Genomic DNA, 15,469 nt, shown 5'->3' with positions numbered 1-15,469 from the left:
GGGCGGCGGGCCTCGGCGGCCGAGATGGCCGCCACCAGGCCCTGGCTCAGCGTGGGCTCGGATCACTCCTGTGCAGCGCTGTGCCGCGGTGTCGGGCATCAACTGCTGCAGGCTGAACCGAACCTAGGCGACGTCTACTCTTCGCCCTGGTCCGCCATCACGCGCAGCACCAGTTGCCGCCCTGCCAACCCTTGCACACGCACGCTGCCATCGGGCTGCGACCGCCAGTCGGCTAGACCAATGGGTGTCACCAGCGCAGCGCGTGCCATGTCGCCCTGCAAGCCGATGACGACTAGCTTGTCGACCACCGGCTGCGGACCTGGGCTGACGACCTTGGCCAGCGCAGCAGGCAGGTCCAGCTCGCCACGGCACTGACCGTCGGCATCGCGGTGAAAACTCGCGCTTCCTTGCAGCGCAGCCCCGTCCAGCTCACCCTCGAAACGGCCGGCATTCACCGGGCACGGCACGATCGTCAGCCCCGACAACGGCGCTCGCAGGGGCGCACTCAGCAACTCGGCGCTGAGCTCGATGGACGATGTCCACATCGCGTTGGAGAGCAGGCTCACACTGGTGCGCGCCTGCGGCCACAGCATTAGCACGCTGCGCGCGCCGAGCGTCGAGCCGGCGTGATGGACGAGCTGCAGACCTTCGACATCCACGTCGAGGCGCCAGCCGAAACCCATCCTGAACCTTCGCTCGCCGACCTGCTGGCCCGCGCTGTCAAGCACCGGCCGCCACATCCAGTCCCGCGTCGCCGGATCGACGATGCGGCCCTGCAGCAGACGGCTACCCCACTCCGCCAACGCTGGTGCCGTGGCGGCCAGGCCGGCGCCGCCCCAGCTGTAGCTGAAATCGGCGGCCGGTGCCAGCCGCGGCCCCTGGGCGCTCAGTGCGTAGGCCTGCGACATGTCGGGCGACTGGCCGGTCTGGTCAGGCCCGATAGCCAGGCCCGGAGCAACCTGCCCAGACAGCAAGTCGAGATAGGGCTCACCAGCAGCGGCCTCGACGGCAGCGGCCAGCAGCGTGTAGCCCCAGGTCGAGTAGAGATATCGGCTGCCCGGCACCGACCGCAACTGCCGGCCCTTCAGATAGATCAACGATTCGATTGCCGTTGTATGGCGAGTGCGGCCAACGCCGGCGTCACGCGCATCGTAGTGCGGCAGTCCACTCAGATGGGCCGCCAACTGCCGTGGCGTCACCGCAGCCTGCGCTGCATCCAGCTCGGGCAGCAACGGACCGACGGGCTGGTCGACTTCGAGCCGGCCCTGTGCCTTCAACTGGGCTGCGGCGGTCGCGGCGAAGAGCTTGGATACGCTTGCCAGGCGGAACCGCGTGTCAGCGTCCACCGGCAAGCGCTGCTCGACATCACGCAGGCCGCTGCTGCCCTGCCAGCGCATCTGCCCGTCCTGCCAGACGGCGGCCCCCATGCCGGGCACGCCGCTGACCTCGCGCAGCGCATCGAGCAGCGACTGTGACTGGCGTTCCGGGCTGACCTGGGCGTGCGCGGCGAGCTGCGCAGCCAAGCATAGGGAGGCGAGCGCAGCGGGCTTGAGCATGCAGCGCATTTTCTGCAATACCGCCGCCCATGCCGGAAGTCAACGCGACTGAATGGCTTGCATCGCAGCCCTGACTCGCAGCAGCATGGGCGACGCCGTCGTCACGCTGGCGTCGAAGGGATGAAGGCGTTGCCCGCCCGTGGCGGCCATGATCTTGCGCACATACAGCCGCGTCTCGGCGTAGGGCGGCACGCCGAGGTAGCGGTCCACGGCCTTCTCGCCGGCGTTGTATGCGGCCAGCGCGAGCTGCACATCACCTTCAAAGTACGCCAGCAGCCAGCGCAAGTAGGCCATGCCGCCACGGATGTTCTGCGACGGGTCGGCCAGACGCACGACCCGGAAGCGCGCCGCCGTGTCGGGCATCAGCTGCATCAGGCCCTGGGCCTTCTTGGGCGATTCGGCCAACGGATCGAAGTTGGACTCCTGCGCCATCACCGCCAGCACCAGGGCGGGCGCCAGCTGATACTCGGGCGCAACAAGCTTCACGTAGTTGACGATGGCCGACGGCGCCTGCGGGGGCAGCGGCAGCGTGGCCCACAACGACACCGCCGGCCGCGGGCTGCGAGAGGCCGGCGGTGTCTGCACGATGGGCTGCGGGTCGGCCTCGGGGGGACGCAAGCAGGGCGGCGGATCGCCCAGCGGTGTGCCGCCCATGCGGTCCAGCATGTTCTGCGCCTGCCGCATTCCCTGCTCGGCAGCCGCCGCGAACATATGGGCTGCCTCGGCATCGTTGCGCTGGATGCCGCGCGCATTGGTCAGCATCCAGCCCAGGTTGTACTGGGCCTCGGCGTCGCCATAGCGCGCGGCTCGACAGTAAAGCTTGGCGGCCTCCACCTCATCTCGCTTCACCCCGTCGCCGTACTCCAGCGCCTTGGCCTCCAGGCGCCAGCGCTCCACCTGTGCCGGAACCACCGGACCACGCTCGCCGGGTGGCATGGCGGGGCGAGGCAACTGCTCCAGCGTCAGCGCAGGCACTTGGGCCAGGGCGGCCAGGGGCGCGAGCAGCAGCGCCTGCAACAGGGTTCTCACGGACGACAGGGCAATGGAGATGACAGGCTGCGAGTCTAGACTCGCCGGCATGCCCACGCTGGATCCTCGCATCGACGCCTACCTGGCCACGGTGCCCGCGTTTGCGCTGCCCATCCTGCAGCGGCTACGCGAGGACGTGCATGCCGCCTGCCCCGACGTCGTCGAGACGCTCAAATGGAGCCGGCCGCACTTCACCCTCGACGGCAAGCTGCTTTGCGGCATGTCGGCCTTCAAAGCGCATTGCGCCTTCGGCTTCTGGGAGCGCGAGGGCGCAGCGGCCGGCAAGGCTGGCGCGATGGGCGACTTCGGCCGCATAGAGACCCTGACCGACCTGCCGTCGCGCACGGAGCTTCGCCGGCAGGTCAAGGCCGCAGCCGCACTGCTGCAGGCGGGCGCGCCGCGCGCGCGCAAGCCCGACCGCCCACCGCGCCCGACGCTGGCCATGCCGGACGACTTCGCTGCCGCGCTGTCGGCAGTGCAGGCGGCGCAGCAGGCCTATGACGCCTTCCCACCCGGCAAGCAGCACGACTACCTGGATTGGGTGCAGGAGGCCAAGCGCGAAGAGACTCGCGCCAAGCGCATCGCCCAGGCCGTGGAGTGGCTGTCCGAAGGCAAGTCGCGCAACTGGAAGTACGAGAGTCGCTAGAGACGCTCGCCCGTCTCCGCGTCAAAGACCAGCAACGCCGTCTCAGGCAACCTCAAAGTCAGCACGTCACCCGGCCGCAGCGCCGGCCAACCCGCGCAGCGCCAGTGCAGACGGTGCTCGCCCAGCTGCAACTGCACCAGGCAGTCCACGCCCGTGGGCTCCACGAGCAGCACCGGGGCCAGCAACGTCAACGCGGCGCCGCCCTCTTGAGTGCTCAGCGACTCCGCCCGCCAGCCAAGCAGCAGCGGGCGGCCCAGAAGGTGTGCGCCGCGCGCAAGCGCCTGCGGCCTCCAGCTCAGGGCCCCAGCGCCCTGCAGCATCAGCGTGAACTCGCCCTCGGGCTCCAGCCGCGCCGGCAGCAGGTTCATCGCCGGGCTGGACAGGAACTGTGCGACGAAGAGATTGGCCGGTTGCTGGTACACCTGCTGCGGCGTGCCGACCTGTTGCAACCGCCCTGCCCTCAGCACCGCAATGCGCTGGCCCAGCGTCATGGCCTCTGTCTGGTCATGCGTCACGTAAATGGCGCTGCGACCAACGCGCTGATGCAGCAGCTTGATCTCGCTGCGCATCTCGGCGCGCAACTGGGCATCGAGGTTGGACAGCGGCTCGTCGAACAGGAAGAGGCGCGGCTGGCGCGCCAGCGCCCTGCCCATGGCCACGCGCTGGCGCTGGCCGCCGGACAGCTGGGCGGGCTTGCGCGCCAGCAGCGGCTGCAGCTGCAGCATTCGCGCCACGTCCATGACGCGGGCCTCGCGCCTTGCACGCGGCCAGCCCTGCATCTCCAGACCGAAACCGATGTTCTCGGCCACGCTCATGTGCGGATACAGGGCGTAGTTCTGGAACACCATCGCGATGTCGCGCTCGCGCGGGGTCAGGGCGTCGATACGCCGGCCGTCCAGGTGGATCTCGCCGTCGTCGTGAGGCTGCAAGCCGGCCACCACGCCAAGCAGCGACGACTTGCCGCAACCCGACGGCCCCACGAGTATGAGCATCTCTCCGGCATCCAGCTCCAGCGTGATGTCGTCCAGGATCGTCTGCTGGCCAGCACGCCGGGTCAGCCCCGTGATGCGCAGCCCACTTTCTTCTTCTGTCATCTCTAGCCTTTGACCGCTCCGGCCACCAGGCCTCGCGTGAAATGCCGCCCCGCCAGCAGGTAGACGACCAGCGTCGGCGCCGCAGCCAGCAGCGCCGACGCCATTTCCAGTGGATAGGCCCGCGCACCGGTCTCGGTCTGGGCGCTGAGCTGCGCCAGCGCCGCGGTGATGGGCCGCGCGTCCTCGGGCCCGAATACCAGGCCGAACAGGTACTCGTTCCAGATCGTCGTGAACTGAAGGATGAGCACGACGACGAAGATGGGCCGGGACAGCGGCAGCACCACCCGCCATAGCAGCCTCCAGAAACCCGCGCCGTCCAGCCGGGCGGCCTGCAGTAGCTCATCAGGAAAGGACAGGAAGTGGTTGCGGAAGAACAGCGCCAGCGGCAGGCTGTAGATGACGTGAATGGCGATCAGCAGCCCGAGTGACCGGTCCAGCCCCAGCCGCGCCATCGTGATGGCCAAAGGCAGCAGATAGACCTTGATAGGCAGAAAGAAGGCCAGCACCAGCGCCAGCCCAACCCAGCGTTCGCCGCGGAAACGGTATTTGCACAGCACGAAGCCGTTCAGCGCCGCGAGCAGTGCCGACAGCGCCACCGCGGGCACCGCCAGCGTCAGGCTGACGCCGAAACTGCCCGACAACCTGGCCCACGCCTCGCGCCATGCCGCAAAGCTAGGCTCGCTCGGCAGCGTCAGGAAGCCTTGCTGCGCCTCGGCCGTGCCCTTGAGGCTGTTCATCAGCATCAGCGCCAGCGGCAGAGCAATAACCGCCACGGCCAGCAACGCCAGCAGATAGAGTGATAGCCGCTTCATGCAGCGGGCTTCCTGCGCGAGCGCACCACGGCGTACGGGAGCGCGATTGACAGCACCATCATCACCAACACCATGGCGCTGGCTGCACCCAGGCCAAGGCGGCTGCGCTCGAAGGCCATCTGGAACATGTAGAAGGCCGGTAGCTCGCTGGCCTGGCCCGGTCCGCCCTCGGTCAACACGACAACCAGGTCGAAGGTCTTGATCGCGGCAGGCAGCAGCACCAGCAGTGCCGACAGCAGGCTAGGGCCTAGCTGCGGCAGGATGACGCGGCGCAACAGCCGCCAGCCCTCGGCGCCGTCCAGCCGCGCCGCCTGCAGCATGGACTCGTCGATGCTGCGCAGGCCGGCCAGGAACAGGGCCATGACAAAGCCGCTGATCTGCCACACGGCGGCCACCACCAGCGCGTAGACCGCCATGTCCTCCTGCGCCAGCCAGTCCCATCGGAAGCCCGTCCAGCCCCAGCCGCGAACAGCCTCGGCCATTCCTTGCTCTGGGTCCATCAACCACCGCCAGGCACTGCCGGTAACAACCATGGACAGCGCCATCGGGTGCAGCCAGACCCACCGCAGCATGCCCTCGCCGCGCAGCTTCTGGTCAAGCAGCAGCGCCAGGGCCAAACCGATCACCAATGGCAGTGCGACGAAACCAAGACCAAATCGCAGCAGGTTCCATAGCGCGGCCTGCCAGCGGGGGTCCAGAAGCAGGCGTTCGTACTGCTGCAGGCCCACGAACTCGTGGCTGGGCAGCAGATTGGAGCGCGTCAGCGACAGCCAGCCCGTCCACAACAGGAACCCGTAGAAGAACACGGCCCCGGTCAGCAACAGCGGGATGAGGCAGGCGAGTGCCGCGCGTCTTTCGCTCATCTCAATCTCGTTGGCGCAAGGCTTGTGCCAGTCGCGTCTGCGCCTGTGCCGACGTCATGCGCTCACTGGCCCAGTAGGCCGATAGCACGTCCTTCAGGCCGCCATAAGCGTTCTCGCCCAGGCGGGCACTCAGCGCCAGCACCAGCTCGCCGCGTGCCTCTCCGGCGCGGAAGTCGGCGGCTGAGCGCTGGGCGCAAGCGTTGAAGCCAGAAAGGTCCGCATCGCGGCGCACCGGAATTCCGCCCTTGAGCCGCGCCAGCTGCGCTGAAGTCTCGGGCTGCAGCAGCAGCCCAGCCAGGCGTTGCTGCGCGCCCAGCCGCGCGGGCTGGGCAAAGAACACTAGCCGATCAAACTCGAAGTAATGCAGCCCCCCGTTGCCTGGGGCGGCTGTGCAGTCGTAGTCCACGCCGGCACGCCAGCCGGCCTTCTGGAACTCGCCATTGGCCCAGTCCCCGGTGAACTGGAACACGGCCCGCCCCTGCAGCAGCAGCGCCGTGGCACCGGCCCAGTCGCGGCTGACCTGGCCGGCGTCGGTGTAGGCCTTCAGCGCGCGGAACTCTTGCAGTAGCGCGGCCATGCGTTCGCCGGCCAGCAAGGCCGGGTCGGCCTGCACGACCGCACGCTCGAAGAAGTCCCGCCCCGCGCGGCCCAGCACGACGGCGACGAACAGGCTGAGCTTCTGGCCCGCCGAACTACCAATGGCCAGGGGCAGCAAGCCGGCCTGACGCAACTGTGCGGCCGTACGATGGAAAGCGTCCCAGTCCTGCGGCACGACCATGCCATGAGCACGCAGCAGCCGCCGGTTGCTCCACAGCGTGTTGAGGCGGTGCACGTTCAGCGGCACGGCCGCCGGCTTTGCCGCATGGCGCAGCTCCGCCGCCACCGCGTGGGGGAGCGCCGCGAACTGCGCATTGACCGCGCCACCAAGGTCGGCCAGCGGCACGGCCTCAGCCCAGATACGCAGCGGTTTGTCGGTCTGCGCCAGCGTGGGTGGATGGCCGGACAGGAAACGTGCCTTCAGTAGCGTGTTGGCATTGGACGCACCGGCCACAGCCGTCGTCTTCAGGTCCACACCGCCGCCACGGGCGGCGGCGGCCAGTTCACCCACCATGGCGGCCTCGCTGCCCGACGTCCAGGCGTGCAGCAGCTCCAGGTCGGCGGCCTGCGCGCTGCCAGCAAGCAGCAGCGCGATGACGGATGCCCGGTTCATGCCAACGCGTCCAAACGGCGCTGCAATGGCTGCACGAGGGCGGGAAGCATCTCGTCGACCATGGTCGCCGCGCGGTGCAGGCGAGGCTGCGCGTCAGCAGGTCTCCCACCCGACCACAACACCTCGCCCAGATCGAAGAGATCGGCCAGCGCGCTCAGTAGCGGCAGTGCAGGCGCGAGGCGTGGCGATGCAGCCAGCAGCGCGCTCCATGCAGGCAGTTGCTCCCGCGCCGAGGCCAACGCAGCAAGCCAGTCTGGCGCACCGCGCAGCGTCGCCATCAGCGGGCTCTCTGCTGGCAGCCCATCGGCGAGACGGTCCAGCGGCTCGGCTTGGGTATAGGTCTGGGCGCGCTTCTTCGCATGCTGGCGGCCGTAACCGGAGCCGGGCTCAAGCCAATGTGCCAGCGAGCGCAGCAATGCACGGTCAGCGGCGTCGGGACACAGCGCCTCAAACAACGGAGCGGCCGGGTCAGCGTCGATACGACTGGTGGCCACCAGCCAGCGCTGTCCATGGGCCAGGCGCTCGGTGAGCTGGTGCTCGTCGGTCGGGTCGCTCCACAGACGCTCGGCCACAGCCAGCGCACGGGGCCACAGGCGCAGCGCGAGCTGTGGCTCCTCGACGAGTTCGGCCCACAGCGCGGCCTCGCCACCGAGCATCGCGACGGTCGTGCAGGGCGTGGCGGCGGGCCAAGGCGCCCAATCCCTCAACGGCTGCCAGGCGCAAGGCTCGCGCAGCGCCCCCAGGCGCAACCAGCCGGTGCTTCCACCATCGTTCGGGGCCCACAGCTCCAACTCGCCAAGATCACTGTCGACCTGCAACCGCCGCGGACCAGAGCCACCGATGAGGCGTGGCACCAGCCATTCGTCCAACGTGCCGCTACTGCGCAGGTGCAGACGCGCGTCGTCGCCGCGGATCCACAGCCGGCCGTCGACGGTCCACGTGCCCACGACGGCCTGCAGGGCCCAGGCCTGGCTGCCGGGCGCAGGCGCGTCGGGCCTCGCGGGCGGGCGCATCGGTCGGCGCCAGTGCCAGGCGGCGGGGTGGATCTGGTCGAGATAGAAGCCCGCGCTGCGCAGCCGCCCGGCCAGGCCCGGCGGGGCCAAGCGCAGCGCCTCGTCACCGCGCCAGCATTGCAGGACGCTGCCCGGCGGCAGCGCGCTGGCCTGGCCCATCTCGTCCCAGGCCACCAGTCGCCGACCATGGCGATGCAGCAGCACGCCGACGCGGGCGAGGAAGGCCGCCTGCAACTCGTCCAGGCTGCAACCGCGCTGTTGGGCCAGGGCGATCCAGGCCGCGGGCGCGAGCTCGTCGCCGCCCAAGTGAATGAAGGGGTCGGGAAACACCTCCGCCCATTCGCCAAACAGGTCGTCAAGTAAGGCGTAAAGCGCCTCGCTGTCGGGATTCACCGCCGTACCGAAGATGCCGAAACCCGGCTGCGCCTCGGTGGGCGCCGGCGCACACAGCAACTCCGGATAGGCCAGCCCCAGCGCCCAGCAGTGGCCGGGCAGGTCCAGCTCCGGCACGACGCGGATGCCGCGTGCGGCCGCCTCGTCGACAAGGTGGCGCGCCTGCGCCAGTGTGTAGAAGTGGCCGCCGCTGGCTTGCTCATGCAAGCGCGGGTGGCGCGCCGACTCCAGTCGCCAGGCCTGGTCGTCGGTCAGGTGCCAGTGCAGCACATTGAGCCGCGCGGCAGCCATGCCATCCAGCAGGTCCAGCAGCGCGTCGAAGGACAGCGGCCGGCGCGCAACATCCACCAGCAGTCCTCGCCAGGGATGGCGCGGCGCATCCTCGACCTCCAGCGCAGGCAGCGCCTCCAGTCCGGCCTCGCGCGCTGCGTGCCATAGCTGTGACAATGCATGCACCGCGTGCTGCACGCCGGCCGATGTGGAAGCCTCCACGAGCACGACGTCGGCCGTCATCTGCAGACGAAAGGACTCGTCATCGCCCAGCTGCGGCGGCCACGACACCAGCTCCGGCAGCACAAGGCGCGCCGCACCGTCGGCATCATCCGCAGGCAGTAGCGTCCGCATCGACGCGGGCAGCCCGCGCAGGCCTGCTGCGGCCGGCCCCGCCCCGGGCAACATGGTCAGAGCTTGCGGCCGAGGCAGCAACGCAGCGATCGTCGAGGAAAACGGCATGCGGCGATCTTGCGCCGGCTCGGCTACGGGCTACCTCAAGCCCATCTCAAGGTTGTCTCAAGACGACGCCAGGACTCAGCCAGACCCTGTGTGCATGAGTCATCAACCCACCGGCCGGTATGCCACCACATCGATCTCCACCTTGGCTGGGATCATCAGCCGCGACTCCACCGTTGAGCGTGCCGGCTTGCCACCCGGAAAGAAACTCATGTAGACACGGTTGAAGGCGCCGAAGTCGCGAGCGTCCTCCAGCCAGACAGTGGTCTTGCAGACATCGGCCAGCGTTGCGCCTGCCAGCGCCAGCGCCGTCTCCAGGTTGGCAAAGACCTGGCGCGTCTGCGCCTCGATGCCGCCGTCGACGACGTGGCCTTGCTCGTCCACAGGCACTTGGCCGGAGACATAGACGAAATCTCCGGCGCGCACGGCGGGCGACAGAGGACGGGGCTGGCGGTCACTGGCGGTGGGCTCGGCGCCGAGGAAAGTCAATGCGGTCATGCGCGGCAGTCTGGTGGGCCGGCGCGGCCGGCGCAAGCGCCGCCTTTAGACGCCGTTCAGAAAGCGGCGCGATGATGGCGCCATGAACAACGACGACACCCCGCACCCTGGCTGGCTTGGCCCATGGCTGAAGGGCTTCCCCGCTTCCCAGTCGCCCATCCCCATCGCCGACATCGGCCGGCGCGGCTGGACCCTGCAAGGCGCCGAGCTGCCCACGCCGCTGGCCGTCGTGCGCCAGCGGGCGCTAGCTCACAACATCGCCTGGATGCAGGAGTTCGCCGCTGCGCGCGGCGTGCTGCTGGCGCCGCACGGCAAGACGACGATGAGCCCCGAACTGTTCCGCCGCCAACTCGATGCCGGGGCCTGGGGCCTGACGTTCGCCAACGTCCACCAGTTGCGTCTGGGCCTGGCCGCGGGTGTCCGGCGCGCACTGATCGCCAACCAGGTCATCAATGCTGCGGAGCTGGCAGAGCTGCTGGAGCTGCGGCGCCGTCACCCGGGCCTGGAACTGGCCTTCTTCGTCGACTCGCAGGCGCAGCTGGACCTGCTGGCCGCGCACTGGGCCGTACTCGGCGCGAATGAGGCACGCCTTGACGTGCTGATCGAACTTGGCACTTCGCGCTGCGGCGTGCGCGAGCATGGGCCTGCGCTCGCGCTGGCGCGATCGCTCAAGACCCATCCTGCTCTGCAGCTGCGCGGCATCGGCTTCTACGAGGGGCTGCAGGTCGCCGGCGATAGCGAACCCGACCGTATGCTGATGCAGCAATGGCAGGCACGCGTCGAGGCCCTGCTGACGGACATCGAGACCGAGGGCCTCATCGAGGTCCAGCCGTTGTGGCTCAGCGGCGGCGGCTCGGCGCTCTTCGACCTCGTCGCCCCCGTCATCGCAGGCCGGCCTGGCCGCCTGGGCCTGCTGCGCTCAGGCTGCTACGTCTGCCACGACCATGCCCACTACGGCCGTTACATGCAAGCCATGGACGCTCGCATGGGCACGCCGCTGGGCACGCCCAGCCTGCAGCCTGCGCTGGAAGTCTGGACCCAGGTGCTGTCCTGCCCCGAGCCAGGGCTGGCGCTGCTGAACGCCGGCCGACGCGACCTGTCCTTCGACCAGGGCTGGCCGGTGCCGGTCTGGCATCTGAGCGGTGGCAAGCGGGCCAAGGCCCCAGCGGGCTGGCAGGTGACTGGGTTGAACGACCAGCATGCCTATCTGCGCTGGGACCCAACTGAGGCCGACGGCCCGGCCGTTGGCGAGTGCGTGGCCCTGGGGCCGTCGCATCCCTGCACGACCTTCGACAAGTGGGCCTGGATGGCCATCGTTGACGAGGACGACCACGTCGTCGACGCCATCACCACGCAGTTCAGCTGATGCTGCTCCTGCATGGCGCGCTGATCGTCGATGGCAGCGGCACGCAAGGCTGGAGCGGCGACCTGCTCATCGACAGCGGGCGCATCACGGCCCTTGGCCCCGGGCTGCAGATCGACACCGGCGTGCCGCGCCGCGACTGCAGCGGCCTGGTACTCGCGCCCGGTTTCATCGATGCACACAGCCACGACGACGCCGCACTGATCACGGCGCCCGCGATGATGCCCAAGCTCAGCCAAGGCGTGACCACCGTCGTCACTGGCAACTGTGGCATCTCGCTGGCGCCGCTGGTGAATCCCGACCCGCCGCCGCCGATGAACTTGCTGGCGCGCGAGCAGTTCCGATACGCCGGGTTCGCCGAGTGGCGGGCCGCCGTCGAGGCCGCGCGGCCCGCCATCAACGCCGTAGGCCTGGTGGGCCATACGGCGCTGAGGCTGCGCTGCATGGGCGACCTCAGTCGCCCGGCTACGGCGGCCGAGCGCGACACCATGTGCGAGCTGCTGGACGAGGCCATGCGGCAAGGCGCCGCAGGCCTGTCCTCTGGCACCTTCTACGCCCCCGCCGCCGCGGCCGACCCCGCCGAGCTGCAGGCCCTGGCCCGTGCCGCAGCTCGCCACGGCGGTGTATACGCGGTGCACCTGCGCAACGAGATGGCCGAGGTGCTGGACGCCATCACCGAGGCCGCCGACTGCGCGTTCGAGGCCGGCCTGCCCCTGATCATCTCCCACCACAAATGCGCCGGCCACGCGCAATGGGGGCGCAGCCTGCAGACACTGGCTCTGATCGAAAGACTGGGCGAACGCCAGGCGCTGGGGCTGGACGTCTACCCCTACCTCGCCGGCTCCACAGTGCTGCGCGAGGATCTGGCCGACGGCCTAACCCCGATACGCCTGACGTGGAGCGATGCGCATCCCGAGCTGACCGGGCAATGGCTTGCCGACATCGCTCAGCGCTGGGGTTGCAGCGAGGCCGAGGCCGTCAGCCGGTTGCAGCCCGGCGGGGCCTGCTACTTCCAGATGTGTGATGCCGACGTGGACCGCATCCTGACCCACCCGTTGGCCATGATCGGCTCCGACGGACTGCCGCACGACCGCTTTCCCCACCCACGGCTGTGGGGCGCCTTCCCGCGCGTTTGGGCCCACTACGGGCGCGAGCGCGGGCTGTTGTCGCTGGAACAGGCCGTGCACAAGATGACGGGACTGACGGCACGGCGCTTCGGCCTGCCGGACCGTGGCCAACTGCGCGAAGGCGCGGCGGCGGACCTGGTTCTCTTCGACGCCGGGCGCTTCGGCGACCGTGCGGACTACGGCGCCCCCTGCGTGCCGGCCGCTGGGCTCGTGGCAGTGTGGGTGAACGGCGAGCTGGCGCTGGACAATGGTCAGCCCTTGGCTCGCGCGGGCCGCGTGCTCACGCGACCGGTTCGCCCGGGAAGCTGACCTTCACCGTCAACCCGCGACCACCGGGACCGTCCAGTAGCTCCACATGGGCGCCATGCTGCGCCGCTGCACGCTCGACGATGGTGAGGCCCAGGCCGCTGCCATGATGATCCTGGTGGCCCGCCAGGCGCACGAAGCGTTCGAAGACGCGCTGGCGCAGCTCCGCCGGAATGCCGGGGCCGGCATCGCTGACCGTCAGCACCAAGGTGTCGGTGGCCTCCGCCAGCGCGACGCTGACCTGGCCGCCGACGGGCGAATACTTGATCGCGTTGTCGACCAGGTTGTCGACCAAACTGCACAGCGACTCGCGGTTCAGCCACATCGCGATCTGCTCTGGCGCCTCCAGCTCCAGCTCGATGCGCCGCTTCACAGCCAGGCCACTAGCCAGAGCGATGCGCTCGCGCACCAGATCCACGAGCTCGTGGCGGGCCTTGCTGACGTCCAACGCATCGGAGCCCGAGCGGGCCAGCGCCAGCAGCTGATGCACCGTATGCGTGGCCCGCTGCACGCCCAGGCGCAGGCGCTCGCGCGATTCGTCCCGGGCACGCGGGTCAGACTGGTCCAGCCCCTCGGCGCCGAGCTGGATGACGGCCAGCGGCGTCTTCAGCTCGTGCGCCGCGTCGGCGAGGAACTCATGCTCCCGATCCAGCCGCTGCTGCAGCCGCGCCATCAAAGAATTGACGGCGTTCACCAGCGGCGCCAACTCCACGTAACGCGTCGCCGGCAGCGGCGTCAGATCCTGCGCGGAGCGCGCGGAGATCTGGTCGCCGATGCGCTTGAGCGGCGCGAAGCCGAGGCGAAACAGCAGCCACAGCGGCAGCGCAAGCAGGGGCAGGCCGTAGAGCAGCGGCCGCGCGTAATAGCTCAGGCCGGCGAGGCTGAAGTGCCAGTCTCCCGGCCGCTCCTGCCAACGCCGGACGACCAGCTCCCGCGCGTCGTCGCGCACCTCGGCATAAAGCCAACGCTCGTCCTCGCCGGGCACGGACTCCTGCGGCAACACGCGGTCGCGACCGCTGAGGTCGGGCCGCTGCTCGGTCAGAACGACGTCGCGCCTGAGCACCTGCAGCAGCCGGAACGGCGTGCGATGGCCCTTGAGCCGCCATTCGCGCTCGCGCATACCCTCCAGCGCCAGCAAGGCCTGCCCCAGCTGGATGGCGTCGGCATGTGTGTCACGAGCCCGCTCCAACGCCAGCTCGGCCCACAGCAAGTTCTCGGCCTGGCCATTGCGCACCTGCAGCACACGGATGTCGATGAGCTCCCGCGCAACCAGGAACAGCCAGCACATGAACAGTACCGCGAAGACGGCGCCCATGCTGCGCCGGAACAACGAGCGCGGCGCCGGCACGGCCAGGTCGCTCACGCTTCCCGCTCGACCAAGTAGCCGACGCCCCGCACCGTGCGGATATAACCCTCGCCGATCTTGCGGCGCAGGTTGGAGATGTGTACGTCCAGGCTGCGCCCGTCCATCTGGCAGGGGGCCCGGTTTTCCAGCTGGCGACGGGTGACGACGCGGTCTGGCAGCTTGATAAGGGTCAGCAGAATGGTGAACTCGGTGCGTGACAGCGGCACGCGCTCGGGGCCGCGGCGCACCTCCATGCGCGGCTCGTCCAGCACCAGGTCGCGCAGCTGCCATTCTGCGGGCTGGGCCTCGCTACTGTCGCCCTGCGTGCGGCGCACCACGGCACGCAGCCTGGCCAACAGCTCGGAGCCGGCAAATGGCTTGACAAGGTAGTCGTCGGCGCCACCGTCCAGTCCATCCAACCGGTCCTCGATGGCGTCGCGCGCCGTGATGACCAGCAGCGGCAGCTTGCGGTGGTTGCGGCGCAGCGCGCGAAGCAGCTCCATGCCGTCGCCGTCGGGCAGGCCCAGGTCCATGACAACGGCGTCAAAGCCCCCCTCGGCGATCCACAGCCGCGCGTCGGCGATGCGGCGCAGCCACATCACCTCGTGGTCGGCGTTCTGCAGCAGGGCCTGCAGCGAGCGGCCCAGTTCCAGATCGTCCTCGAGCAGACAGATTCGCATGGCGCGGACTTTAGTGACATTCGCGTTAAGGCGGCCTTAACAAGCCATTGAAGCAGCACATAGGCGCCCCGTCGGACAGTCGCGGCCATGATCCGAGCCCTTGTCCATCTGTCCTTGCTGCTGCCCCTGCTGCTCCCGTCGCCCACCGCGGCTAGCTCGCCCTTCCTGCCCAGCCGCACGCAGTTTGACACCCTCTTTCCCGAGCGCATCGCCTTCTATAGCTACGAGGGTTTCGTCGAAGCCGTGCGCCAAACGCCCGGCTTCGCCGACTGGGGTGACGAGGTCGAGCGCCGCCAGGAGATGGCTGCCTTTCTGGGTCAGATCGCGCATGAGTCCGATCAGCTGCGAGCCCAGCGCGAGTACAGGCGCGAGAACTGGGACAAGTACTGCCGCGACGATGCCCGCCTGTCCTGTGCACCGGGCCGGCAATACTACGGCCGCGGCCCCATACAGCTGAGCTGGAACTACCAGTACAAGGCTGCCGGCGACTTCCTCGGCATTGACCTGTGGAACGACCCCGACCGCGTCGCGCGCGATTCCACCGTCGCCTGGCGCACGGCCCTCTGGTATTGGATGACGCAGCCTGGAGAGTCCGAGCAGCCCGCCCACGCGGCGCTGCGCGGCGGTGCCGGCTTCGGCGCCACGACGCGGGCCATCAACGGCCCGCTTGAGTGCGACAAGCCCGCCGACCCTGACGCCAGGCGCAAGAACGCGCGGCGTGCCGAGTTCTACAGACACGCCAGCCAGCTGTTTGGCGTCCCCCTACTGCACCCGCTGGGGTGCTGATCACCCGGAGAAGTGAATC

14 protein-coding genes are annotated in these 15,469 nt (G+C 69.2%); 4 read left to right on the top strand and 10 right to left on the bottom strand.

Annotated features, from left to right (window positions below):
• Positions 1–134 precede the first annotated feature (134 nt).
• Together QM732_RS27090 and QM732_RS27085 are read right to left on the bottom strand one after the other, a co-directional pair.
• Entirely contained in the window at positions 135–1,556 is a 1,422-nt protein-coding gene (locus QM732_RS27090) for a serine hydrolase domain-containing protein (protein ID WP_415659193.1), read from the bottom strand.
• A 39-nt stretch (positions 1,557–1,595) separates the two neighbouring features.
• The gene (locus QM732_RS27085; RefSeq protein ID WP_415659192.1) at positions 1,596–2,585 is read right to left on the bottom strand and encodes a transglycosylase SLT domain-containing protein; all 990 of its coding nucleotides are present in this window, start codon (positions 2,583–2,585) and stop codon (positions 1,596–1,598) included.
• A 49-nt stretch (positions 2,586–2,634) separates the two neighbouring features.
• Here QM732_RS27085 and QM732_RS27080 point away from each other — a divergent pair, with 49 nt between their 5' ends.
• Positions 2,635–3,231, top strand: coding sequence for a YdeI/OmpD-associated family protein (locus tag QM732_RS27080; RefSeq protein ID WP_415659191.1), 597 nt, complete (start codon positions 2,635–2,637; stop codon positions 3,229–3,231).
• Here the strand turns inward: QM732_RS27080 and QM732_RS27075 are convergent.
• The 6 genes from QM732_RS27075 to QM732_RS27050 form a co-directional block, all read right to left on the bottom strand.
• Positions 3,228–4,325 carry an ABC transporter ATP-binding protein gene (locus QM732_RS27075; protein ID WP_415659190.1) on the bottom strand — a complete coding sequence of 366 codons (1,098 nt, stop codon included), beginning with the start codon at positions 4,323–4,325 and terminating at the stop codon, positions 3,228–3,230. The genes QM732_RS27080 and QM732_RS27075 overlap by 4 nt on opposite strands.
• Before the next feature lie 2 nt (positions 4,326–4,327).
• Positions 4,328–5,137: a carbohydrate ABC transporter permease gene (locus QM732_RS27070; protein ID WP_415659189.1), complete on the bottom strand. Its 810-nt coding sequence runs from the start codon at positions 5,135–5,137 to the stop codon at positions 4,328–4,330.
• Positions 5,134–6,000, bottom strand: coding sequence for a carbohydrate ABC transporter permease (locus tag QM732_RS27065; RefSeq protein ID WP_415659188.1), 867 nt, complete (start codon positions 5,998–6,000; stop codon positions 5,134–5,136). Before QM732_RS27065 ends, QM732_RS27070 begins: the two co-directional genes overlap by 4 nt.
• Before the next feature lies 1 nt (position 6,001).
• Positions 6,002–7,210, bottom strand: a complete 1,209-nt coding sequence (locus QM732_RS27060) for an extracellular solute-binding protein (RefSeq protein WP_415659187.1) — start codon at positions 7,208–7,210, stop codon at positions 6,002–6,004.
• Positions 7,207–9,348 (bottom strand): family 20 glycosylhydrolase, encoded by a 2,142-nt coding sequence (locus QM732_RS27055; RefSeq protein WP_415659186.1) that lies wholly within the window; start codon positions 9,346–9,348, stop codon positions 7,207–7,209. Before QM732_RS27055 ends, QM732_RS27060 begins: the two co-directional genes overlap by 4 nt.
• 102 nt (positions 9,349–9,450) lie before the next feature.
• A complete protein-coding gene (locus QM732_RS27050; protein ID WP_415659185.1) occupies positions 9,451–9,843 on the bottom strand; it encodes a RidA family protein in 393 nt (130 codons plus the stop codon).
• A gap of 82 nt (positions 9,844–9,925) precedes the next feature.
• Here QM732_RS27050 and QM732_RS27045 point away from each other — a divergent pair, with 82 nt between their 5' ends.
• Together QM732_RS27045 and QM732_RS27040 are read left to right on the top strand one after the other, a co-directional pair.
• Positions 9,926–11,209, top strand: a complete 1,284-nt coding sequence (locus tag QM732_RS27045) for an alanine racemase (RefSeq protein ID WP_415659184.1) — start codon at positions 9,926–9,928, stop codon at positions 11,207–11,209.
• Positions 11,209–12,642, top strand: a complete 1,434-nt coding sequence (locus tag QM732_RS27040) for an N-acyl-D-amino-acid deacylase family protein (RefSeq protein WP_415659183.1) — start codon at positions 11,209–11,211, stop codon at positions 12,640–12,642. Before QM732_RS27045 ends, QM732_RS27040 begins: the two co-directional genes overlap by 1 nt.
• Here the strand turns inward: QM732_RS27040 and QM732_RS27035 are convergent.
• Both QM732_RS27035 and QM732_RS27030 read right to left on the bottom strand, forming a co-directional pair.
• The gene (locus QM732_RS27035; RefSeq protein WP_415659182.1) at positions 12,614–14,002 is read right to left on the bottom strand and encodes a sensor histidine kinase; all 1,389 of its coding nucleotides are present in this window, start codon (positions 14,000–14,002) and stop codon (positions 12,614–12,616) included. The genes QM732_RS27040 and QM732_RS27035 overlap by 29 nt on opposite strands.
• On the bottom strand, positions 13,999–14,664 hold the full coding sequence (locus QM732_RS27030; RefSeq protein WP_415659181.1) for a response regulator transcription factor: 666 nt from the start codon (positions 14,662–14,664) through the stop codon (positions 13,999–14,001). Before QM732_RS27030 ends, QM732_RS27035 begins: the two co-directional genes overlap by 4 nt.
• An 87-nt stretch (positions 14,665–14,751) precedes the next feature.
• Between QM732_RS27030 and QM732_RS27025 the strand changes: the two genes are divergently transcribed.
• A complete protein-coding gene (locus tag QM732_RS27025; RefSeq protein ID WP_415659180.1) occupies positions 14,752–15,450 on the top strand; it encodes a chitinase in 699 nt (232 codons plus the stop codon).
• The last annotated feature ends 19 nt before the right edge of the window (positions 15,451–15,469 follow it).

The organism is Roseateles sp. (assembly GCF_047654805.1).
Lineage (GTDB): Bacteria > Pseudomonadota > Gammaproteobacteria > Burkholderiales > Burkholderiaceae_C > Pelomonas.
The sequence above is the reverse complement of the archived record's forward strand: the minus strand, read 5'-3'. Positions and strand labels throughout refer to the sequence as shown.

Coding starts and splice junctions, on each gene's coding strand:
- QM732_RS27090 (WP_415659193.1), bottom strand. CDS start 1,556: ATGCTCAAGCCCGCTGCGCTCGCCTCCCTATGCTTGGCTGCGCAGCTC.
- QM732_RS27080 (WP_415659191.1), top strand. CDS start 2,635: ATGCCCACGCTGGATCCTCGCATCGACGCCTACCTGGCCACGGTGCCC.
- QM732_RS27075 (WP_415659190.1), bottom strand. CDS start 4,325: ATGACAGAAGAAGAAAGTGGGCTGCGCATCACGGGGCTGACCCGGCGT.
- QM732_RS27070 (WP_415659189.1), bottom strand. CDS start 5,137: ATGAAGCGGCTATCACTCTATCTGCTGGCGTTGCTGGCCGTGGCGGTT.
- QM732_RS27065 (WP_415659188.1), bottom strand. CDS start 6,000: ATGAGCGAAAGACGCGCGGCACTCGCCTGCCTCATCCCGCTGTTGCTG.
- QM732_RS27060 (WP_415659187.1), bottom strand. CDS start 7,210: ATGAACCGGGCATCCGTCATCGCGCTGCTGCTTGCTGGCAGCGCGCAG.
- QM732_RS27055 (WP_415659186.1), bottom strand. CDS start 9,348: ATGCCGTTTTCCTCGACGATCGCTGCGTTGCTGCCTCGGCCGCAAGCT.
- QM732_RS27050 (WP_415659185.1), bottom strand. CDS start 9,843: ATGACCGCATTGACTTTCCTCGGCGCCGAGCCCACCGCCAGTGACCGC.
- QM732_RS27045 (WP_415659184.1), top strand. CDS start 9,926: ATGAACAACGACGACACCCCGCACCCTGGCTGGCTTGGCCCATGGCTG.
- QM732_RS27040 (WP_415659183.1), top strand. CDS start 11,209: ATGCTGCTCCTGCATGGCGCGCTGATCGTCGATGGCAGCGGCACGCAA.
- QM732_RS27030 (WP_415659181.1), bottom strand. CDS start 14,664: ATGCGAATCTGTCTGCTCGAGGACGATCTGGAACTGGGCCGCTCGCTG.
- QM732_RS27025 (WP_415659180.1), top strand. CDS start 14,752: ATGATCCGAGCCCTTGTCCATCTGTCCTTGCTGCTGCCCCTGCTGCTC.